General features: G+C 66.2%; 23 protein-coding genes. 3 read left to right on the forward strand and 20 right to left on the reverse strand.

Annotation, left to right across the window (positions count from 1 at the left end):
* Positions 1 to 127: 127 nt before the first annotated feature.
* The 3 genes from B3T59_RS23200 to B3T59_RS23210 form a co-directional block, all read right to left on the reverse strand.
* Positions 128 to 1,066 (reverse strand): anti-sigma-D factor RsdA, encoded by a 939-nt coding sequence (locus tag B3T59_RS23200; protein ID WP_376782599.1) that lies wholly within the window; start codon positions 1,064 to 1,066, stop codon positions 128 to 130.
* Positions 1,050 to 1,637 carry a sigma-70 family RNA polymerase sigma factor gene (locus B3T59_RS23205; protein WP_005207924.1) on the reverse strand — a complete coding sequence of 196 codons (588 nt, stop codon included), beginning with the start codon at positions 1,635 to 1,637 and terminating at the stop codon, positions 1,050 to 1,052. The genes B3T59_RS23200 and B3T59_RS23205 overlap by 17 nt, the downstream gene beginning before the upstream one ends.
* Before the next feature lie 61 nt (positions 1,638 to 1,698).
* Positions 1,699 to 2,502, reverse strand: coding sequence for a hypothetical protein (locus B3T59_RS23210; protein WP_005207925.1), 804 nt, complete (start codon positions 2,500 to 2,502; stop codon positions 1,699 to 1,701).
* Between the two features lie 452 nt (positions 2,503 to 2,954).
* Here B3T59_RS23210 and B3T59_RS23215 point away from each other — a divergent pair, with 452 nt between their 5' ends.
* Positions 2,955 to 3,251 (forward strand): WhiB family transcriptional regulator, encoded by a 297-nt coding sequence (locus tag B3T59_RS23215; protein ID WP_005174148.1) that lies wholly within the window; start codon positions 2,955 to 2,957, stop codon positions 3,249 to 3,251.
* Positions 3,252 to 3,395: 144 nt separating this feature from the next.
* Here B3T59_RS23215 and groL read toward each other — a convergent pair whose 3' ends face one another.
* From groL to B3T59_RS23230, 3 genes are all read right to left on the reverse strand, one after another.
* Positions 3,396 to 5,009, reverse strand: coding sequence for a chaperonin GroEL (gene groL / locus B3T59_RS23220; RefSeq protein WP_287005253.1), 1,614 nt, complete (start codon positions 5,007 to 5,009; stop codon positions 3,396 to 3,398).
* 114 nt (positions 5,010 to 5,123) lie between these two features.
* The gene (gene groES / locus B3T59_RS23225; RefSeq protein WP_005174150.1) at positions 5,124 to 5,423 is read right to left on the reverse strand and encodes a co-chaperone GroES; all 300 of its coding nucleotides are present in this window, start codon (positions 5,421 to 5,423) and stop codon (positions 5,124 to 5,126) included.
* Between the two features lie 174 nt (positions 5,424 to 5,597).
* The gene (locus tag B3T59_RS23230) at positions 5,598 to 7,118 is read right to left on the reverse strand and encodes an MFS transporter (RefSeq protein ID WP_287005254.1); all 1,521 of its coding nucleotides are present in this window, start codon (positions 7,116 to 7,118) and stop codon (positions 5,598 to 5,600) included.
* 99 nt (positions 7,119 to 7,217) lie between these two features.
* Here B3T59_RS23230 and B3T59_RS23235 point away from each other — a divergent pair, with 99 nt between their 5' ends.
* Positions 7,218 to 7,628 (forward strand): MarR family winged helix-turn-helix transcriptional regulator, encoded by a 411-nt coding sequence (locus B3T59_RS23235; protein ID WP_064863675.1) that lies wholly within the window; start codon positions 7,218 to 7,220, stop codon positions 7,626 to 7,628.
* On the opposite strand, the gene tsaD is transcribed toward B3T59_RS23235, so the two are convergent.
* Genes tsaD through alr form a run of 6 tightly spaced genes read right to left on the reverse strand, consistent with a single transcriptional unit; the run spans position 7,629 to position 12,638 of the window.
* A complete protein-coding gene (tsaD, locus tag B3T59_RS23240) occupies positions 7,629 to 8,678 on the reverse strand; it encodes a tRNA (adenosine(37)-N6)-threonylcarbamoyltransferase complex transferase subunit TsaD (RefSeq protein WP_064863636.1) in 1,050 nt (349 codons plus the stop codon).
* Positions 8,675 to 9,172, reverse strand: coding sequence for a ribosomal protein S18-alanine N-acetyltransferase (rimI, locus tag B3T59_RS23245; protein WP_287005255.1), 498 nt, complete (start codon positions 9,170 to 9,172; stop codon positions 8,675 to 8,677). The genes tsaD and rimI overlap by 4 nt, the downstream gene beginning before the upstream one ends.
* Positions 9,169 to 9,870: a tRNA (adenosine(37)-N6)-threonylcarbamoyltransferase complex dimerization subunit type 1 TsaB gene (gene tsaB / locus B3T59_RS23250; RefSeq protein ID WP_287005256.1), complete on the reverse strand. Its 702-nt coding sequence runs from the start codon at positions 9,868 to 9,870 to the stop codon at positions 9,169 to 9,171. The genes rimI and tsaB overlap by 4 nt, the downstream gene beginning before the upstream one ends.
* Entirely contained in the window at positions 9,863 to 10,315 is a 453-nt protein-coding gene (tsaE, locus tag B3T59_RS23255) for a tRNA (adenosine(37)-N6)-threonylcarbamoyltransferase complex ATPase subunit type 1 TsaE (RefSeq protein WP_287005257.1), read from the reverse strand. The genes tsaB and tsaE overlap by 8 nt, the downstream gene beginning before the upstream one ends.
* Positions 10,312 to 11,439, reverse strand: coding sequence for an alpha/beta fold hydrolase (locus B3T59_RS23260; protein ID WP_064863632.1), 1,128 nt, complete (start codon positions 11,437 to 11,439; stop codon positions 10,312 to 10,314). Before B3T59_RS23260 ends, tsaE begins: the two co-directional genes overlap by 4 nt.
* Positions 11,436 to 12,638, reverse strand: a complete 1,203-nt coding sequence (gene alr / locus B3T59_RS23265) for an alanine racemase (protein WP_287005258.1) — start codon at positions 12,636 to 12,638, stop codon at positions 11,436 to 11,438. The genes B3T59_RS23260 and alr overlap by 4 nt, the downstream gene beginning before the upstream one ends.
* A gap of 161 nt (positions 12,639 to 12,799) precedes the next feature.
* On the opposite strand from alr, the gene B3T59_RS23270 reads away from it, so the two are divergent.
* Positions 12,800 to 13,189, forward strand: coding sequence for a hypothetical protein (locus B3T59_RS23270; RefSeq protein WP_267625786.1), 390 nt, complete (start codon positions 12,800 to 12,802; stop codon positions 13,187 to 13,189).
* Positions 13,190 to 13,257: 68 nt separating this feature from the next.
* Here the strand turns inward: B3T59_RS23270 and B3T59_RS23275 are convergent, their stop codons facing one another.
* From B3T59_RS23275 to glmM, 8 genes are all read right to left on the reverse strand, one after another.
* Positions 13,258 to 14,712 carry a bifunctional ADP-dependent NAD(P)H-hydrate dehydratase/NAD(P)H-hydrate epimerase gene (locus tag B3T59_RS23275; protein ID WP_005207966.1) on the reverse strand — a complete coding sequence of 485 codons (1,455 nt, stop codon included), beginning with the start codon at positions 14,710 to 14,712 and terminating at the stop codon, positions 13,258 to 13,260.
* Positions 14,713 to 14,718: 6 nt separating this feature from the next.
* Positions 14,719 to 16,581, reverse strand: a complete 1,863-nt coding sequence (glmS, locus tag B3T59_RS23280; protein ID WP_287005259.1) for a glutamine--fructose-6-phosphate transaminase (isomerizing) — start codon at positions 16,579 to 16,581, stop codon at positions 14,719 to 14,721.
* A gap of 6 nt (positions 16,582 to 16,587) precedes the next feature.
* A complete protein-coding gene (locus B3T59_RS23285) occupies positions 16,588 to 17,523 on the reverse strand; it encodes a dienelactone hydrolase family protein (protein ID WP_005207964.1) in 936 nt (311 codons plus the stop codon).
* 10 nt (positions 17,524 to 17,533) lie between these two features.
* Positions 17,534 to 17,809, reverse strand: coding sequence for a hypothetical protein (locus tag B3T59_RS23290; RefSeq protein WP_005207963.1), 276 nt, complete (start codon positions 17,807 to 17,809; stop codon positions 17,534 to 17,536).
* Complete coding sequence (locus B3T59_RS23295) at positions 17,806 to 18,783, reverse strand: hypothetical protein (protein WP_005207962.1); 978 nt, start codon at positions 18,781 to 18,783, stop codon at positions 17,806 to 17,808. The genes B3T59_RS23290 and B3T59_RS23295 overlap by 4 nt, the downstream gene beginning before the upstream one ends.
* Positions 18,780 to 19,142: a hypothetical protein gene (locus B3T59_RS23300; RefSeq protein ID WP_141630930.1), complete on the reverse strand. Its 363-nt coding sequence runs from the start codon at positions 19,140 to 19,142 to the stop codon at positions 18,780 to 18,782. Before B3T59_RS23300 ends, B3T59_RS23295 begins: the two co-directional genes overlap by 4 nt.
* 205 nt (positions 19,143 to 19,347) lie before the next feature.
* Positions 19,348 to 20,046: an HAD family hydrolase gene (locus B3T59_RS23305; protein ID WP_064863673.1), complete on the reverse strand. Its 699-nt coding sequence runs from the start codon at positions 20,044 to 20,046 to the stop codon at positions 19,348 to 19,350.
* A gap of 16 nt (positions 20,047 to 20,062) precedes the next feature.
* A complete protein-coding gene (glmM, locus tag B3T59_RS23310) occupies positions 20,063 to 21,454 on the reverse strand; it encodes a phosphoglucosamine mutase (protein ID WP_005207959.1) in 1,392 nt (463 codons plus the stop codon).
* Position 21,455 lies beyond the last annotated feature (1 nt).

Below are 21,455 nucleotides of genomic sequence, written 5' to 3' on the forward strand. Positions count from 1 at the left end.
TGCGACACCACACAACAAGCCACGAGCCCTGCGACTGCGGGACTCGTGGCTTGTGTATTACGGAAGGTCCTACTCCGTCTGACTGACAGCCGATCACTCGACGGTCACTTCAGCTAGAGCTCAACATTCAGCTCGATGGGGGCCAGCTACTCGACGGTCCTTCGTTGGCCGCCGTCGTGGTGGTCGTTGTGGTCGTCGTCGGCGGCTTTGTCGTGGTCGTCGGCGTCTCGCTGGTCGGCGGCGTCGTGTGGGGCGGGGTCGTCTCAGGCTTTGTCTGACTCGTGAGCTGGTCGGTCGGCTGTTGCGGTTGAGACGTTCGCGCCTGCGAGGGGTCAGGGTTTCCGCCGTTCGGTGAGGTCGCCGAGGCACCGCTGCGCGCTGTGGTCCCGGTGTCGGCTCGCAGCCGTCCGATCCACTCGTCCATGTGTGAGCGGGTATCGGAATCCCGGACCGGTCCCATCGAGTTCTCCGCCTGGGAGATCAACGATTCGGCGGCAGGAGTGTTGCCCGCGGCGAGTTCGGCCTCGGCCTTCTCGAGGTTCGACCGGACGTCATATGCAGCTTGCGTTTCCGATGCGGCCTGCGCGAACACGACCTTCTTGACGTTCCACAGCGGGTCGCCGGGTTCGGAACCCTGCGACATCACCGTGAGCCCGGCAGCGGCAACGATTGCAACCGCGGCGGCACCGGCGACAATGCGGAGCGTACGCACGATAGTGCGGGTCCGAGCGCGCGGATGTTCCGCGGCGATGGCGTTCTCGACGTCGGTGACAGTCGGGCCGAGTGGCAGCGGATCGGCGAGCGACTCATGGCGCCACGCGGAGAGCAGTCCCGCGAGCTCGTACTCGGCGTCATCTCGTGTCGGCGTCGGTACATCGTGCGACAGCGCGTCGATGAACGCGTCGTCGAATGCAACCGCGGAGATATCCACGGGTGGTGTGTCGTCGGGAGTCGCCCACTCCCCTGTCGGAAATCTGTACGCACCTGTTCCGGTGTCGTGCATGCCCCCCGACTGCCGCCGACCCGGCACGGAGCGACCACGATGCGACTCATGCTCGTCGTTCATCATGCCCTCCCGCCTTTCTCAGCTGTTCCTTCAACTTGGCCAATGCTCGGTGTTGCGCGACACGGACCGCACCGGGGGTGCTCCCCACGGCTTCTGCGGTCTCTTCAGCAGACAGTCCGACGACCAGACGCAGGATGAGTACTTCGCGTTGCTTCTCCGGAATCAACGCGAGAAGTGCCTTCATCTCTCGGCTGGCGTCGGCGTCGAGTGCGCTCTGCTCCGGTCCCCCAGTGACCTGGACGACCTCGGGGAGCTGCTCAACGGGGTCGGCTTTCACGCGACCGGCGACACGCATGGCGTCAGCCACCTTGTGCGAGGCAATGCCGTACACAAAGGCCATGAACGGTCGCCCCTGGTCCTGATACCGGGGCAGCGCGGTCATGACAGCCATAAGGGCCTCCTGCGCCACGTCGTCAGCGGAGAACAAATGGCGTTCTCCGACACCGATTCGCCCTCGGCAGTAGCGCACGATCGGTTCCTGCACACTTTCGAGGACTGACGTGAGTGCGACCCGGTCGCCCGACGCGGCTGCGCGGACGGCTTCGTCTAACTCAACACCTGTCAGTTTCATCGTCAGTTGAGATTCCCGTGTTACACGTTTGTGTTGCCTGATCAATCGGGTCGTGATGGATCTACGAGCGGCCAGCGAAAGGCATCCCCCGATCCACAAGCATGTCATGCGACGCGGCGATGGCTGCAATCGTCGTATACGACGTGTCGCCAAGGCCCTGCAGCAAAGACAACGATGCCCAGGTCAGCGGCACAAATCCGCCCCCGCGCGCGCGACGCAGACATGCCTGCGCAACTGCAGCAGCGTCGGATGTATCGTTCGCCGACGCCGCGGCGATGAGGTCTGTCTTTATGTGATGACGCTCATGGTCCGACGACACCGAGGCCATCATTTTTTGGGCCTCACCGATGAGACGACGCGCCTGCTCAGCGTCGCCGGTGTAGATGGCCAGTTCGGCACCGACCCAACGCTCGCGCACGCGCGGGCGAAGATCGGTGACAAACGTCGACCACGCGTCGGCGGCCGCATCGTCGACGTCGCGGCCGCCGAGTAGCTCTCGAGCCCTTGTAAGTAGCCGACCCGACGCCGGGAATCGGAATAGCCCGAGGTTGTCGGCGGCGAGCCCGACGACGGCGTCGTGCGCGGCAACGCGAACCCAGGGATCTGCGGAGCCGAAAGGATCGTCCAGCGCGGCTAGCGCCGCGGCGTCGAACCCGAGGGCGAGGTCATGTCGACCCGACTGTCGGTGCAGCGATGCCGTGGTACTCCACGTCAGGGAGATCACCTCGCAGGCGTCGACCGTTCTGGCGCGCTCACGGAGTCGGTCGAGCATGGTCAGCGCCGCAGCCCCGTCGCCGAGCCCTCCGCGTTCGACGGCCTTCCACCATTGATTTCGCAGCGAATTCAACACAATCCCGTGGTCCACATCACTTCCATTGTCTCCGTTTTCCTGAATTTAACCTGCCGTCACAATCCTTTAATTCGACGCCAACGTCACGTACGCATGATGAGAACATTTCCTCCGTGTTACCCGGCGTTCTTGGTCCCGTAGGCGCCTACGATCGTACTTCCGCTCGTCCAGAGTGAAATCAATCCGCATCTGCGCAGCTCACGACCCCTTGAGGGGTTCCGATAAGGGTCTCCGCAGTTGGCGGGGTCGGCCTGTGCTAGCCAAGGCCGACCACACAACATTTCGTTAACAACGATGGAATTTTTTGAACGATCTTGTCCTCGAGAGGCACTATTGACGCTGTTTCCGCCGTCCGCCTAGTGTTTGCGATGCACAGCCGATAGCGGCGATGCGCCAGTGTGGTTCCGCCGGTCTCGCGGTCGGTGGAGCAGTGCAGCGGTACCTCGAGAATCAAAGGAGTTCGTGCCATGCCTCAGCCAAATCATCTCCCCGGACCTAATGCCGATATCTGGGATTGGCAAATGCAAGGCCTATGCCGCGGCGTCGACTCCTCGATGTTCTTTCATCCCGATGGTGAGCGGGGACGGGCACGTGCCCAGCGCGAGCGTCGCGCGAAAGAAATGTGCCACCAGTGCCCGGTGATTGCGCATTGCCGTGAGCACGCTCTCGCGGTCGCCGAGCCCTACGGGATCTGGGGCGGACTGTCGGAGTCCGAGCGCAGCATGCTGATGAAGCGCGGCGTCGGACGACGTATCGCGAGCTGACCGAGCACTCACACAGCGCAACAGTCCATAGGAACACTCCGCAGGCCATAAGAACGCAGACAAGCCCGGGCCGACCATCGTGGTCGGCCCGGGCTCTTCTTCGTGTCACGTGCGGTCAGACGTCAGACCGCGAGCGCCGATCGGTCAGTGCGCGTGTCCGTGACCGTGATCAGCGGCCGCACCGGCCGGCTCGTCGGCAACTGCGGCCTCGGTGGTCAGCACCATCCGCGACGCCGACGCCGCGTTCACGACCGCAGACCTCGTCACCTTGACCGGATCGATGATGCCGCCTGCGAGCAGGTCACCGTACGAGAGCGTCGCGGCGTTGAAGCCGTGACCGGTCTCCTGGCGTGCGACCTTGTCGACAACCACGGCACCGTCGACGCCCGCGTTGCTGGCGATCCAGTACAGCGGCGACCGCACGGCGTCGCGAACGACCCGCACACCCAGCGCCTCGTCCTGGCCGAGTCCCTCTGCGAGAGAGTCGAGGACCTTCGACGCTTGCACGAGCGCAGACCCACCACCGGGGATGATGCCCTCCTCGACAGCGGCCTTGGCTGCGGCGACCGCATCCTCGACGCGGTGCTTGCGCTCCTTGAGTGCTGTCTCGGTCGGCGCGCCGACGCGGATCACGGCGATGCCACCGGAGAGCTTCGCCAACCGCTCGGCGAGCTTCTCGCGATCCCAGTCGGAGTCGCTGTTGTCGATCTCGCGTCGGATCTGGTCGGCACGTGCGGCAACGGCCTCCTTCGAACCGCCACCCTCGACGAGGGTGGTGGTGTCCTTGGTGACGACAGCGCGACGCACAGTGCCGAGCTGATCAAGCTCGGTCGTCGACAGCGAGAGTCCGATGTCGGTCGAGATCACGGTGCCACCGGTGACGACTGCGAGGTCGTCGAGGAACGCCTTGCGACGATCACCAAAGAACGGTGCCTTGACCGCGACGGCCTTGATGGTCTTGCGGATCGAGTTGACCACCAGCGTCGAGAGCGGCTCGCCCTCAACGTCTTCGGCGACGATCAGTAGCGACTTACCCGACTGCGCGACCTTCTCCAGCAGCGGGAGGAAATCGGGCAGTGAGCTGATCTTGTCGCGGTAGAGGAGCACGAGAGCGTCCTCGAGCACCGCTTCCTGGAGGTCGGGGTCGGTGATGAAATACGGCGAGAGGTAGCCCTTGTCGAACTGCACTCCCTCGGTGACCACCAGTTCGGTGTGTAGTCCCGAGCCTTCTTCGATGGTGACGACGCCGTCGGTGCCGACCGTCGTCATCGCCTTGCCGACCATCTCGCCGATCTCGGGGTCGCGCGAACTGACGGTGGCGACCTGCGCGATGGCCTTCTCGCCCTCGACAGGCGTCGCCACGCGCACCAGTTCGTCGCTGATCGCGTCGGCAGCCTTGGAGATACCCGCGCCGAGCGCCACCGGGCTCGCGCCAGCTGCGACGTTGCGCAGACCTTCGCTGACGATCGCCTGCGCGAGAACCGTCGCGGTGGTCGTGCCGTCGCCCGCCACGTCGTTGGTCTTGGTGGCGACCGACTTCACCAACTGAGCACCCATGTTTTCAAACGGGTCCTCGAGTTCGATGTCGCGCGCGATCGTCACGCCGTCGTTGGTGACCGACGGTCCGCCGAACGCCTTGGACAGCACCACATGTCGCCCGCGCGGGCCGAGTGTCACCTTGACCGTGTCAGCGAGCTGATCGATACCGCGCTCGAGTGAGCGGCGGGCCTTCTCGTCGAATTCGATCTGTTTGGCCATGATTTCCTTCTTGAGTGCCTTCTACTGGGAAATGAATGGGGGCACAACGTAGTCCGCCCCGGGGTCTGCGTACAGACCCCGGGGCGGAACGACCACACGTTGGTCCGTGGGGTCTTACTTGCCGATCACCGCGAGCACGTCGCGGGACGAGAGGATCAGGTACTCCTCGCCGGCATACTTGATTTCGGTGCCGCCGTACTTGCTGTAGATGACGGTGTCGCCTTCTTTGACGTCGACAGGGACGCGGTTGCCCTGCTCGGTGACACGCCCTTCGCCGACGGCGATGACGGTGCCCTCCTGGGGCTTCTCCTTGGCGGTGTCCGGGATGACCAGACCGGATGCGGTGGTCGTCTCGGCCTCCACAGCCTGCACCAGGATCTTGTCCTCAAGCGGCTTGATGTTCACGCTCGCCACGATGTGAGTCCTCAACTTTCTCATCTGAGAAACGATGTATGTGTTTGCGGGCCCTGCACGAAACCTCGTCGTCGCGGGTGGCCGAGGTTCACTTTCAGTGCCTACTGGCACTCTATACGTGAGAGTGCCAGCACTCAAGGGGCACGGGTGCAAACGTCGCTCCCCTGCCTTGGCTCACGCACTGACCGGGAGGCGTCGCGACCACCACGATGCCACGAGCGCTCCGAACAATCCGACGACCGCGAGGGCACTGACCACCCAGATCGCCGTTGACATACCGCCCAGCAACTGACCGTGCTGCTGGGTGACGCCCGAACTTGCCAGAATGGCGGTGATGATCGCGAGCATCACCGCGCCGCCGACTTGAACGCTGGTGTTGACCAGGCCGGAGGCCAGGCCCTGCTCGTGGTCGGCGACGCCCGCGGTGCCCTGCGAGTTGATCGACGGGAAGGTCAGAGCAAACCCGACGCCCAACAGAATGATGGTCGGCAACAGGAACTCGGCGTAGGACATGCCCGGCTGGACACGGGAGAACCACAGGTAGCCACCGAGGAACGACGCGAAACCAGCGACAAGCAGAAGTGGAGTCGGAACCCTGTCGAGGACGCGATCCATCCGTGTCGCGCTCGCGACGACGATCACGCCTGCCGGCAGAAAGGCGAGCGCCATTCCCAGCGGCGACCAACCCAACGAGTCCTGCAGATACAGCGTCACGACGAACTGGAACGCGACGTAGCCGCCGAACATCAGCGCACCGGAGAGGTTCGCATGGACCAGCAACGCCGACCTCAGAATTCCGGGACGCACCAGCGGGTGTCGATGGCGGAACTCAACGGCGACGAACGCGACGCCCAGGATTGCCGACGCGGCGAAACTCGCGATCGTGACGGGCGCGGTCCACCCGACCTCGGGAGCGCGCACGACCGCGAAGACGAGCAACAGCAGTGCACCGGTGCTCGTGAGAGCGCCCAATGCGTCGAACTGTCGCCAGTGCATGGGTGTGCGAGGCGCTGTCGGGATCACGCGCAGCCCCGCGAAGAGCAACGCAAGCGCGACAGGTCCCGGGAACAGCAGCGTTGCGCGCCAGGAGAGTTCGGTCAGCAGTCCACCGAAAACCAGACCGAGCGAGAAGCCACTCGCTCCGCACACGGTGTAGATACTGAAAGCCTTGTTGCGAGCGGGCCCCTCGGCGAACGTCGTCGTGATGATCGACAGGCCCGCGGGCACGGTGAACGCGGCGGCGATCCCCTTGATGAAGCGCAGAGCGATGATGACCGCATTGACGTCGACGACGGCGCTCGCGACAGAGGCGACGCCGAACACCCCCAGGGCCACCAGGAACACCCTGCGGCGGCCGAACAGATCACTTGCACGCCCGCCCAGCAACAGCAGACCGCCGTAGCCCAGCACATATCCGCTCACGATCCACTGCAACTGCGACTGACCCATGTGGAGGTCTTCGCCGATCGACGGCAGTGCGACACCGACCATCGAGATGTCGAGGCCGTCGAGGAAGAGCGCTCCCGCCAGAACCACAAGGAGCAGCCATACCCTTCCGGTCCACCCCGTCGCCGAGGTGATGTGCAGGTTCGTCGTTGGTTCGGGAGCCGCCCGATCGGTGTCGTGTGCCCGATCGTCGACGCTCGACGAATCGGACCGGTGCGCGATGACCACGTCTCGTGTGTTGTGTGCCATGCGAGAAACTATATGCACATGCATTCAATGCGTCTACATTAATTGTCGTCACATCTTTTGTCTGAGCATATATTGCACTTGCAGGGTAGGATGCGGGTCATGACCAAGGCGGTGGCTTCTCAGGACCAGTTGGCTGCCGCGTGGCGCGATCTCTCGATCCGATACAACAAAGTCCTGTGCAGTCTCGATCGTGAACTGCAGGCCAAGCACGGACTGTCATCGAGTGAGTTCGAGGTGCTCGAGTTGCTCGCAGAGGCCGACGACCATCAGGCACGGATGAGCGAACTCGCAGGCGGAGTGCACTTGAGCCAGAGCGCCCTCTCCCGCGTGGTCGGACGACTCGAGAAGGACGGTCTGGTCGCCCGCACGATGTGTTCCTCAGATCGACGTTCGGTTTTCGCCACCCTGACCGCCTCCGGCGAGCAACGGTATGCGCAGGCGCGCCCGACGCAACGCGAGACTCTCGCGTCGCTCACCGACGGGTGCCCGCAACTGTTGCGCGAGGGCTGATCAGCGCTCTTGCGACACCTGCACACTCAGCCCCGGGTCGGTGGCAACCGTCAGCGGTGACGGCTGCGCACCACCCGCAATGACGTGTGCTCCCAGCGTGGCGATCATGACGCCGTTGTCTGTACACAGGCGCGGCTTCGGCACGCGCAGCGTGATTCCGGCTGCGGCACAACGTTCTCGCGCCAGCGACCGAATCCGAGAGTTGGCGGTCGCGCCGCCGCCGAGCACCAGGGTATCCACGCCGAGATCCGTGCAGGCGCGAACTGCCTTGAGCGTCAACACATCTGCCACAGCTTCCTGAAACGACGCAGCGATATCGGCAACCGGGACGTCGACGCCGTCGCGGCGGCATTTCTCCACGTACCGGGCCACCGCCGTCTTGACGCCGGAGAAGGAGAAGTCATAGCGCGAATCGCGCGGCCCGGTCATGCCACGTGGGAACTCGATCGCGTGTGGATCTCCCTGCGCCGCAGCCTTGTCCAGCGCGGGACCGCCGGGGAACCCGAGGTCGAGCAGACGCGCCACCTTGTCGAAGGCTTCGCCGGCAGCGTCGTCGACCGTGGTGCCGAGTTCGACGATGGGGTCGGCGAGATCGGTGACGTGCAGGAGATGGGTGTGGCCACCCGAGACGAGGAGTGCGACGCATTCGGGCATCGGCCCGTGTTCGAGTGTGTCGACGGCGACGTGCCCGCCGAGATGATTCATCGCATAGAGCGGTACATCCCACGCCAGCGAATACGCCTTGGCCGCAGCAACTCCGACGAGCAGCGCGCCCGCGAGGCCCGGCCCGATGGTGACGGCGATGGCATCCGGCTTGACGATCCCGGCGGCTTCACGCGCCCGCTGCATGGCAGGCACGATCGCTTCCAAGTGGGCACGCGAGGCGATCTCGGGCACCACTCCCCCGAAGCGTGCGTGCTCGTCGACACTCGAGGCCACCTCGTCGGCCAGCAGCGTCACCGCGCCGGGCCCGTCACCCTCACCCGGCGTCCATTCGACGATCCCGACTCCGGTTTCGTCACACGAACTCTCCACGCCCATCACGATCATGTGGGATCACCTCCACGCCCCGACACCGAGGGACGCGCCATCGTGTAAGCGTCGGCGCCGGAGGGCTGATAGTAGTTGCGGCGTACTCCACGTCGGACGAAGCCGTTGCGTTCGTACAGCGCGATGGCCGTGTCGTTGTCGGTCCTGACCTCGAGGTAGACCGGGGCGTCCGCGGCATCGGCGACGTCGAGCATCACGTGGAGCAGTGCGCGTCCGTAGCCGAGTCCACGATGACTGGGCGCGACGGCGATGGTGTGGATCTCACACTCGAAGTTCCCCTCGCCGCCCAGCGTCGAGATGCCCGCGTATCCGACGACGTCACCACCGGGTGTCTCGCGCGCCGCGAAGTACCGGTTGTACGGCGCGTTGAGCTCGGCACGGAATGCGGTTGCGGGCCACGGTGAATCGCCGACGAACATCTCGCGCTCGAGCATCGCGCACCGTGGGATATCCGAGTAGTCGAGGCGATCGATCAGCAGTTCGTGAGTGGTCACCTCGGGGTCACCGCCTTGGCGCGCTGGTCTTTTCGTTCGACGGCATCGGGGCGGCGGAGATAGAGCGGGACGAGCGGTCCCGGCGCCACGCCCGCCACGACGTCGCCCGCACTTGCCAGGAACAGGCCGCGCACCGTCGGTGTACTCACCAGCGACGGCTGTCCCTGCCACCCGCACAGTTCGAGATGACTCGGTGAGCCTGCTGCCACGTCGACCTGTTGCGCCGCAAGCGATTCGGCGACCACCGCGGGTGCCGACACTTCGGGACCACTGATCCGCGCACCATCGCGGTAGCGCGCCCAGTACACCTCGCGGCGTCGCGCGTCGGTCACCACAACCATCGACGATCCGGCCGGAGAGTGTTGTGCGGCGTCGGCCGCGATCGCGTCGAGCGAGCAGACCCCGTACACCGGAAGACCGCGCGCGTCACCGAATCCGGCCCCGGTCGCCATACCGACCCGGAGACCCGTGAAAGGTCCTGGGCCACAACCGACCACGACAGCGTCGAGTCCGTCGCGGCCCACGCCCGCCTCGTCAAGCGCCCCCAATATCAGTGTCGTCAGCACTTCGGCGTGCCGCCGGTGGTCGGCAGTCGCACGGTCGGCCAGCACACGGACGCCACTCCCGTCGACCGTCCCGACACCGGTCACCACGACATCGGTCGCGGTGTCGATGACGAGCACCGTCATCTCATCCATCTATCCAACTCCATTGTGCGTGACGGACATCGGTATCGGGATCGCGCCGTAAGCGCACCAGCAGGTGCCGGTCTGCGAGACGCTCCGCGACGCCCTCGCCCCATTCGACGACGACCACCGCGTCCGTGAGATCGGTGTCGAGGTCGAGCGCGTCGAGTTCGTCGAGGCCACCGAGCCGGTACGCGTCGACATGCACCATCCCCGGACGGTCGGGCGACCCGGGTTTGTGTTCGCGAGCGATGATGAAGGTCGGCGACGACACCCGGCCAACCACATCGAGACCCGCGGCGATACCGCGCGCCAGTGCCGTCTTACCCGCCCCGAGCGGCCCGTCGAGGATGACGACGTCACCCGCCGAGAGGCCATGTGCGAGTTCGGCTCCCAACGCCTCGGTGTCGGCGACATCAGGCAGCTCACGGGTATGGACACTGTCGGTGTCGGTCATCGTCGCCTGCCCAACAACGGGATTCGACGACGACGCGGCTGCGGACGTGCTGCCCGCGACCGTTCGACGAGGTCGGCGATGGCGTCGGTCACCCGGTCGGGCTGCTCCATCAGGACCATGTGGCCCGCGCCGTCGACGATGTCGAGGCGGGAGTCGTCGCCGAGGTCGCCGAACATGTGCAACGAGTTGGGCAGCGGTGTCATCTGGTCGGCGGTCCCACAGACGACTGCCGTCGGGACCGCGGCGATGACGGGCAGGCCCATCGATTCGTCGTGGTGCTCCAACGCGTTCAGGAAGCTCACGACCGTGGAGATCGGCGTGTTCTGGATCATCTTCTCCACAGCCCGCCCAAGCGCGGGGCTGTGAAAGTCGGGTCCGAAACTCGCGGAAAAGAGAACCGGCTCGAGGACCAGCCTGGTGAGCTCGCGACCGGCTTGGATCACGCGCGGGGTGTGACGAACGGTGGCGCGGAACGCGTCGACGAGTGGGTTGCGCAACCCGCGTGCGAGACCTGCATCGGTCAGTCCACGTGCGGCGGTGGCGACGAGCGCGACCCCTGCCACGGGTCCATCGGGGCCGAAGAGCTCCGAGTGGCGTCGTGCGAGCGCCATGATCGACATGCCGCCCATCGAATGTCCGCACAGCACAACAGGACCCGACGGCGCGACGGTCCGCATCACGGCGGCGACGTCGTCGGAGAGTTGCGCGATCGTGCAGGTGTCGGGGGGCGCGGCGTCGGACTTCCCGTGCCCACGATGATCGAAGAACACCAACCGGATTCGCCGTTGGGCCCAGTGCTCGGCGAGGTCGAATCTCTGAAAGTGCCACGACGCCATTCGAAGACTGAAGCCGTGCACGAACAGCACTGTCAGCTCCGGCTTCTCACCGGGCGCGATGCCCCCGAGGTCGACGGTGCGCACCGCGAGGGCCAGCCCGTCGTCGGTGGTGACCGTCGACGGCTCGTCGGAGTAGATGGCGGTGAAATCGATTCCCGCGTAGGGATCGTCGAGTGAGTCGACACGACGACGCGACAACGCACGCCCTGCACCGGCTGCGGCTAATCCGCCGAGCGCTCCGAGTCCCCCGAGACCTGCCATGAGGCCTAGCCGTTCGTACGGCTTCACCGCTGCTCCGCGCTGTCGTCCGAGGCTGCGCCACCGACGTACTGTCGATGCGCACGAGCGCCGATGCCGGTGACGATCTCGTAGTCGATGGTGCCGATCTGATCGGCCCAGTCACGCGCGATGGGAGCGCCGCGCGTTCCGGCGCCGAACAACTCGACGACATCGCCCTCGGCGACCCCACCGCCGTCTGGTCCGAGGTCGATGACGAACTGGTCCATGCACACTCGACCGACCTGCGGGAAGCCCCGACCGTTCACCTGCACGTGCATCTGGTTGGACAGCAGCCTCGGCACACCGTCCGCGTAGCCCGCAGGAACGACCGCGATCACCGTGTCGCGATCCGACGTCCAGTGATGGTTGTACGAAACACCCTGTCCCGCAGCAAGATTCTTGACGAGCGCAACCTCGGCGCGCAACGTCATCGCCGGTATCAACCCGAAGTCGCCGCGCTCGGGAATCGGAGTGCATCCGTAGAGCGCGATGCCTGGCCGAACGAGGTCACGTGCCAGGTCCGGACGTGTGAGTGCGGCAGGCGAATTGGCGATGTGCATCACCTCCGCGGGACTTCCGAGCCGAACGAGATCGGCGGCAGCGGCATCGAGGCGTTCGGCCTGCTGCGAGTTCAGCGGATGCTCGGGTTCGTCGCCGCGTACGAGATGACACATGATCGCCCGAACCCGGACGGCCCCGTCGGCCTTCGCTTTGGCGAGGTCGTCGGCGAAGTCGGCCCATTCGTCTACGGCGACACCGCTGCGGTTGAGACCGGTGTCGACCTTGGCGGTCACGGTGGCGGTTCGTCCCAGACGTCGCGCGGCGTCGGCAACCAGGGCGAGTTGACGCCGCGACGACAGCGCGACGTCGATGTCAGCGGCGATCGCGGCGTCGAACGGCGCGTGGTTGGTGTGCAGCCACGCCGTGATGTGCGCGTCGATGCCCGCCTCGCGCAGTGCCAGCGCCTCGCCGATGTGGGCGACCCCGAGTTCGGCGGCACCCGCTGCCAGCGCGGCGCGCGCCACGGGCACGGCACCGTGGCCGTAGCCATTTGCTTTCACCACGGCGATCACGTCCGTACCGGCCGCCGCGCGGACAACACCCACGTTGTGGGCGATCGCGTCGAGGTCGATGAACGCCGTCAGCGCTGCGGGCAGGCTGGTCTCGGCAGCCCCCGGCGCATCGGGCATCGAGTCATATGAGGTCATCGCGTCCATTGTCCCAGATCCGACGGAGTGGTCGGCGGCACACTCGAGCGATTCCCACCATGCACGTGAGTAATCACCCGCATCCGCACGCGGCGACCGGCGAGTGAACTGGACCGTGGCGCTCACGCCGATACCCCACTCCCCGCTCACTGGAGGTCCTGATGACATTCGTACCCTTCCACCCCAGTTCGTACCCGACGCCGATTGTCGGAGCCGCTCAGCCGAGCAAGGCTGTGCTCACCTGGTCATTCGTTCTCAACGTGGTCTCGATCGGCGTCTTGCCGCTAGCCGGACTCGCGGGGCTATTCGGATTTGTCCTCACCATCAGCGGCGCCGAAGCCGGCAACGCCATAGGGTATGTCGGAGTCGCTCTGTTGGCGGTCGCAGCGGGCCTCATCGCTTCGGGCATCATGACGCTCGCGGCACTCGCGCTCACCGTCGTCGCGCAGATACGACACGTGGACGAGCCCTGGGCGATCGTCACGGCGTGGGTGGTGACAGCACTCAATCTGATCGGGCATGCAGTCCTTACCTACTACCTGCATTTCTAGCGAGGGCCAGATCTAGCGAGGGCCAGACCTTTGGCAAGCTCCCTGACCAGCCAGGGCTGCGGGCTCCCTCAGACCAGCAACGTGCGCAGGGCGGGCCGTAGCGCAGCCAGCAGATTCGACGCCCCGATCGGCGCTCCGCCGCTGGCCAGCGCCGCTGCCTGGGCATGCACCCTCGCTGCTGCGGCACCCGCCCAGATCGGCGGCAGACCCGCCGCGAGCAGCGCACCCGCGATGCCCGACAACACGTCTCCCGCTCCTGCTGTCGCCGCCCAAGACGACCCGGCGTCGTTGCCGAACACGGTGCCGTCGGGCTCCGCGACCAGCGTGATGCGCCCCTTCAGCAATACCGTCACTCCCCAGCGCTGAGCGAGTCCCGCCACCGCCCCGAGGCGGTCGGCACCCACCTCCTCGCCGGTGAGGCGTGCGAATTCGCCCGCATGCGGTGTCAGCAGTGTCGGCGCCTCGCGTCCACGAACCAAGTCTGGGTGCTCGGACAGGACGGTCAGCCCGTCCGCATCGACGAGGACCGGCAGTTCGGTGGCGAGGATCTTCCCAAGGAGGTCCAGAGCAGCGTCGTCTGTTCCGGCTCCCGGTCCGACGATCCACGCCTGCACACGCCCGGCGTCGGCGAAGTCCGGTACCGCGACGACCTCCGGAAAGTGCTCGACCACCTCGGCGTGCGCCGACCCGACGTAGCGCGTCATCCCCGACGTCGCGGTCACCGCGGCTCCCGTGCACAGGATGCCCGCGCCCGGATACCGATGCGATCCCGCGATCACTCCGACGACGCCCTGCGTGTACTTGTCGTCGTGCGGTCCGGGGACCGGCCAGGCGTCGGCGATCTCGGTGTCGGTGAGTGAGTACAGTCGCGGCCCCGTCGGAGGCGTCGACACCAGCGGCGCACCTTCCGGGTCCTCGGCAAGACCGATGTCGACGAGTTCTACGCGCCCGCATTGTGGTGCTGCGAGCAGGTGCGCGTGTCGTCTCACCCCGAACGTGACGGTGACGTCGGCGCGCACAGCGGGCTGGTTGACCTGCCCGGTGTCGGCGTCGACACCAGAGGGAAGGTCGACGGCCACGATCGGCGTCAGCGGATCGACGGACGCGAACACCATTGCAGCGGCAGGCCGTAGCGGCCCGTGCCCACCAATCCCCACGACACCGTCGACGACGACGTCGAGCGAACTGGGCAGCGGGTCGACGACCCGACCACCCGCACGTCGAAACGCAGCCAACCCGCCGGCATGCGCTTTGTCGGGTGCGAGCAGCGTCGCGCTGACCGCAGCGCCTCGTCTGGCCAGTTCGGCGCCTGCGTAGAGTGCGTCACCGCCGTTGTCGCCAGCTCCGACCACGATGCCGACGGCTCGCCCCACCACACCGTTCGTGCGTTCTGTGAGAAGCGCGGCCACCACCTGAGCCACACCGTGAGAGGCGCGACGCATCAGAGTCCCGTTGGTCAGCAACTCCCCTGTCGCGCGTTCCGCGGCGCGGACGGCGTCGGCGGTGAGGTAGCTGACCGGCATCAGGACCTACTCGACGGTGACCGACTTGGCGAGGTTACGCGGCTTGTCGACGTCGTAGCCGCGAGCCTGCGCGACGCTCGCCGCGAAAACCTGCAGCGGGATGGTCGACACCAGCGGCTGCAGCAGCGTCGGCGTCTTCGGGATCGGGATGAAGTGATCGGCGACGGCACGTGCCGACTCGTCGTCGGTTTCGGCGATCACGATGGTCCGTGCACCCCGCGCCTGGATCTCGCGGATGTTGCTGACCATCTTGGAGTGCAGCACCGCGCGACCGTCGGCCTGAGGCATCACGACGATGACCGGCAGTCCGTCTTCGATCAGCGCGATCGGGCCGTGCTTGAGCTCACCGGCAGCGAATCCCTCCGCGTGCATGTAGGCGAGTTCCTTGAGCTTGAGCGCCCCCTCGAGCGCCACCGGATAGCCGACGTGGCGACCGATGAACAGGACCGTGCCGCGATCGGCGAGCGACCGGGCGAGATCGCGGACGGGCTCCATGGTGTCAAGCACCGCGCGGACCGCATCGACCATGGCTTCCATCGCACCGAACTCACGAGCGACCTCATCGGCATACTTTGTGCCCCTGGCCTGCGCCAACGCGAGACCAACAAGATATGCCGCGGCGATCTGCGCAAGGAAGCACTTGGTCGACGCGACGCCGATCTCGGGCCCGGCGTGCGTGTAAAGCACGGCGTCGGATTCACGCGGGATCTGCGCACCGTTGGTGTTACAGATAGCCAGGACCCGAGCCTTCTGATCCTTGGCGTGCCGGACCGCTTCCAGCGTGTCGGCGGTCTCGCCCGACTGGGAGATGGCGACGACGAGGGTCTGGCGGTCGAGGACCGGATCGCGATAGCGGAACTCGCTGGCCAACTCGACCTCGACGGGCAGGCGGGTCCAGTGCTCGATCGCGTACTTGGCGAGCATGCCCGCGTGATACGCGGTACCGCACGCCACGACGAACACCTTGTCGACGTCGCGCAGGTCGTCGTCGGACAGGCGCTGCTCGTCGAGCACGATGCGACCGTTCTCCAGATGCCCGAGCAGGGTGTCGGCGAGCGCGCGGGGCTGCTCGGCGATCTCCTTGAGCATGAAGTAGTCGTAGCCACCCTTCTCAGCGGCCGCGAGATCCCAGTCGATGTGGAACGGCTTGCCGGGGCGAGGGTTCTGGTCGAAGTCGGTGATCGTGTAGCTCTCGGCGGTGATCACCACGACCTCGTCCTGGCCGAGTTCGACGGCGTCGCGCGTGTGCTCGATGAAAGCGGTGACGTCGGACGCGACGAACATCTCGTTCTTGCCCACGCCGACGACCAGCGGCGTCGACCGACGCGCCGCGACGATCGTGTCGGGGTGGTCGGAATGCGTGAAGACCAGCGTGAACGCACCGTCGAGTCGACGCAGCGCTGCGTATGCGCTCGCGACGAAGTCGCCTGCGGTCGGGCCGGAGTTGTACTCACGCTCGACGAGGTGCACCGCGGTCTCGGTGTCGGTGTCGGAGGTGAACTCGATGCCCTCGGCCTCGAGTTGGGCGCGCAGCGGAGCGTAGTTCTCGATGATCCCGTTGTGCACGACGGCGATCTTGCCGTCGGTGCTCACATGGGGGTGCGCGTTGCGATCGGTCGGCTGACCGTGCGTCGCCCAGCGCGTGTGCCCCATCCCGGTGGTGCCCGTCAGGGCTTCCCGACCGACCGCGGCGATCTGCTTGTCCAGGTTCTCGAGTCGGCCTGCCTTCTTCTCGACGGTCGTGTGACCGTGCCCGTCGAGAATGGCGACACCCGCCGAGTCATATCCGCGGTACTCCATTCGACGCAGCGCCTCGACAACGATGTCGAGGGCTTCGCGCCTGCCCACGTATCCGACGATTCCACACATAGATGTTCAGCGTACCGGGGATTTTGCGAGCAATTGACGAGCCCCGCCGCCCGACTTGGCGCCGAGCAATCGCGATACCGAATCGAGGCGCTCCTCGGGCACGTCGTCGAGCTCGACGACCGTCGTCTTGCCGATCTGCGCCTCGGCGTCGGCAAAAGCGGCGTACTGAGGGTCACCGGTGAGGGTGTACAGCAGAAATCCCGTGCTCATCGCACGTACGGCCGAATGAGACTTACGGTCGACCGCGGCGAACCCGAGTAGCGACTTGACCGACGGCCGCTCGACGATGCCTGCACGGGTCGCCTTGGGGATGGTGCGCAATGACACATCTCCCGCATAATCTCGAGCCAGCGCGAGCGCGTTGGCGTCGACGTTGTCGAGATCTCCGGCGCCGGTGAGCAGCAGGCACGGAGCAGTTGCGGTCTTCGCTGCCTGCGGCAGTGCCTGCGTCGTTGGAGCGGGGAACAGCGCGACGACGCCGCGCGCATCCGGCGCTTCCTGCCCGAGCAGTTGCTGATCGCCCGCGGCGATGATGGCCGCGGACGCGCCGAAACCGTGCCCGACAAAGCCGATCCGGTCACGGTCGACGGTGATCTCGCCGGTGCCTAGCGAGTAGTTGCTGACGATCGACGCCGCTGCCCTCAGGTCGGCCGCGAGCCCGATGTCGGACGCCATCACGCGCTTCTGGTCGTCGGGAGCGGCGACGACGATCCCCCACGACGCGAAGTGATAGAGCAGCGAGCGGTAGCGGTTGGCGCTGGTGAGCCACCCGTGACCGAACGCGATAGCCGGGTACCGACCGGCGTCGGCGGGTGTGAAGACATGGCCGGGCATTCCGACGATGCCGAGGTCGCCACGCAGCACCTTGTGCGGACCTCGCCGGGCAAGCTGCTTGGACAACTTGTCGGGGGACTTCGTGGAGACGCGCTTTTTCCGAGCCACGTTGCTCAGCCTATGTCGTCACACCACCCGAAAGCGCCTCAGGGGGAGAATGTGGACTCGCCTCGGCCAGATCTGCCGGCAGCAGCAGCCGGGGAAGCGCGTCAGCCTCGTCGGCATCGTCGACGAGTTGTTCGCGCATCCGGGCCGTCTGTGATCCCGATCGTCGTCGATGCTCGGCGAGTGTGCTCGCCAATTCGGCCTGCGTCGCGGTGAACTCGCGCGACGCCACGACGATCGATTCGGTTGCGCCGCGAGTGATCGCGTCGATCTGATCCGCAAGGCTCATTGGTCTCCTGCCAGTGCCAGGTCTGCGCCGGAATCGACGTAGTCTCGCGACGTCGGGGGCGGTTGGGAAGCGGGCGCCGTGTCGGTCTGATCCCGGCTGGGTGGGCTGTCGGATCGAGAACTCTCGGGTTGCGGCAGCGTCAGCGGAACGTCGACGTTCTCGTGGTCGACGGCGCGATCGGGCGGCTCGATCTCCCCCTCAGGCGCGCGACTCCGCTCACCGTCGCTGTCGTCATGGGCTCGCCCTGCGGGTTGGCCGTCCGAGAAGTCAACCGACATCTGTTGTGGTACAGGATGATTCACGTCGGCGCGGCCGCGCTCGCGATCGGGGTACGTCTCGACGTCGAGGCCCTCGGTCGCCCGGTTGAGCGTGTGGAGGATCTCGTCGACCGTGCGGACTGTCGTGTCGGCGGTGTCGAGAAACAGTCGCGCCCGCGACGCGATGTCGGCCGCCACGAGCGAGAGCGGAACCGCCCCGGTGAGGACCGCTGCGGGCAGCTCGGCGATCGGGACGCCCGCGATGATGGGAGACGAGCAACGCGCGACCGTGACGTACCAGGTTCGCAAGAGACGATCGATTCCCGACGCCGCACTGCTCGTCGACTCCGACAGGGTGCGCAGCACACCGAGATCCGACTCGGCGCGGCGCTGATGTGCGACGAGGAGCGCGGTCGCGGCGTCGCCCGATGCGCTCGACCACCCGTCGTCGAGTCTGATCTGCTGCTCGGGCAGGCAGTGCAGTTGCTCGGCGACTGCGCGATGTGCCGCCGCCAGCCGATGCGCGTCGTCGGCGAGTGCGGCGACGTCGAATTGTCCGATGCGCGCCAACGGTTCTCGCAGCTCGTCGTCGGCGGGAACGTCGATCCCGAGTGACCGGCCGACACCCATGAGCGTGACCAGGTCGCCGATCCTCGCGATCGCTTGCTCCCGTAGGACGGGTAGACCCTCCGGCACTTCCTCCATCGCGTGCGTCACTCGCCGACTCCCGCCGGGCGCACAGTCCCTGAATGACCGCCGGCGGCTCGTCGGATCACGGGCGCGAGCTCGGCATCGGCGTCGTCGAGGCGACTCATCCCCTGCTCGAGCGTGTCCGCGAGGTCGGCCGCAGCGATGGATTGCGTCCGAAGTCGTTGTGCGAGACGGTCGCCCATCGCGACGTAGCGTTCGGCCAGCGTCGCGTACGCCTCACCGGAACACCACCGGCCGAAGGCCGCCGACTCCATGTCGGATGCGGCGGCGGCGACGACCGACGACGCGCGCCGATAGAACGAGACCACCCCGTGCACCTGATCGAGGTCGACGCGGAGATGGTCTCCCGACGCCCGCGAACTCACTTCTGACACAGTCCCACCCGTCTGCCGCCTGCGCTGTCGAGATAGCGTCGGACACCTCGTTCGGGTGCCCGATATGCGGCTATCTACGTGTGGCGTTGAAGTCTAGACGGTGAGAACACGCCGCGGGTTCCATGTTCGCCCACATTTTCTCGGTACCAGCCGACATTCACTCAGCAACAGTTGCGGTCGACGAGGTCGCCGAACGCTACGACACAGCGATTCCGTGCCGCTCCACGGCGTCGACCAGGGCTGTCGGGCGTTGCTGCGGCGGGACGTCGTGCACGAGTTCGAACGCGCTACCGATGCGCGTCGCCCCGCCGTCGGCTTCGGAGCTGTCGCCGATCATCAGGGCGTCGTAGCCCGCGACACCGAGTTCGTCGAGGGCAGCCTCGAAGATCCTCGGATTGGGCTTGATCGCGCCGACCTCGTACGAGAGTGCGTACGCGTCGACAAGATCACGCAGGCCGACGCGCTCGAGCACTTTGCGGACGTCGAAGGCGATGTTGCTGACGATGCCGACCGGAACGGCCGCCGACTTCAGGCCCCGCAAGACCGTCGCGGTGTCGTCGAACGGCTCCCACGACGCCGGGTCGAGCACCCGTTCATAGAGCGACTCCGCCTGACCGGGAACCGTCAATCCCGACGCCCGCAGGATCGCCAGATAAGCACGACGATGCTCGGCCGGATCGAGATCCCTTCTCTCCCAGGAGATTCGATCGTCGTCTTCGACGGCGGCGGGAAGTCCGACGGGCTGCGTCATCCGACGGATGAGTTCCATCTGGTGGTCGAGGTGCAGTGGTTGACCGTTCTCGTCGTGGAGGTCGGCAAACCATTCAGGCTGGTCGGTGAAGCGGAACAGTGTCCCCGAGAAGTCGAACAGGACCGCCTTGGGAGTGCTGCTCATCGCGTCACCGACGTCCCTACTCCGACCGCGCTGACGCACCAACAGACTCCGATGAGCCTGCTTCGGCGACGACCGAGGCGATCCGCTCGGCGACGCCGCGTGCGAGTTCGGGTGTCGGTGCCTCGACCATGACGCGAACGAGTTGCTCGGTTCCCGAGGGACGCAACAGAACTCGTCCTGTCGATCCCAACTCCTGCTCGGCCACCTCGACGGCGTCGCGCACCGAGTCGGCGATCGCGACCGCGTGCTTGTCGGCGACCCGAACGTTGATGAGTTCCTGCGGCAGCACGGTGACGATCGACGCCAGTTCGGCCAGACGCTTGCCCGACCTGACGATCTGCTCCATCAGCAGCAACCCGGTGAGGATGCCGTCGCCGGTCGTTCCCGACTGCGGGTAGACGATGTGACCGGACTGCTCTCCACCGAGCGAATAGCCTCCGCGTCGCAGTTCCTCGAGTACGTACCGATCACCAACAGCGGTGGTACGCACCTCGATTCTTGCTTCGCGCATGGCGATGTGCAGACCGAGGTTGCTCATCACGGTGGCGACCAGCACGTCGTCGACGAGTCGGCCGCGGGCATGCAGTGCGGTGGCGAGAATGGCCATGATCGCGTCGCCGTCGACCAGTTGTCCGGTCGAGTCGACTGCGAGGCATCGGTCGGCGTCGCCGTCGAACGCGATGCCGAGGTCGGCGCCGTGTTCCAGAACGGCCGCCTGCAACTTCTCCATGTGCGTCGAGCCGCAGTCGGCGTTGATGTTGATGCCGTCGGGTTCGGCGTGGATGGTGGTGACGGTGGCACCAGCACTGGCGAACACTTGCGGACCCACCTGTGCCGCAGCACCATTCGCGCAGTCGACGACGACGTTGAGTCCGTCGAGTCGCGCGTCGATGGCCGCGGCGAGATGCGCCGCGTAGCGGGCACCGGCGTCGGGTGCCTCGCGTAGACGACCAACGCCCGCACCGGTGGGATGGGGAACGTCGCCGGAGGTCATCACGGCTTCGATCCGGTCTTCGACCTCGTCGTCGAGCTTGTGTCCGCCCGCGCCGAAGAACTTGATGCCGTTGTCGGGCATCGGATTGTGCGACGCCGAGATCATCACACCGAACGTCGCGTCGTAGTCGCCGGTCAGGAAGGCGACGGCGGGCGTCGGCAGCACACCGACGCGGATGGCGTCGGCGCCGACCGAGGCGAGTCCGGCGCAGACCGCGGCTTCTAGCATCTCGCTCGACGCACGCGGATCACGACCGACGACCACCTGGGGCCGGAAGCCTGTGGTGCTGTCGCGGGATGTGGAAAGGTCTCCGAGAACGACCGCGGCGGCCGAGGCCAGGCGCAACGCCAACTCTGCGGTGAGTTGGTCGTTGGCCAGGCCTCGGACGCCGTCGGTACCGAAAAGGCGTGCCAAG

Origin of the sequence: Gordonia sp. UBA7860 (genome assembly GCF_002500165.1) — a bacterium.
GTDB classification, from domain to species: Bacteria; Actinomycetota; Actinomycetes; order Mycobacteriales; family Mycobacteriaceae; genus Gordonia; species Gordonia sputi.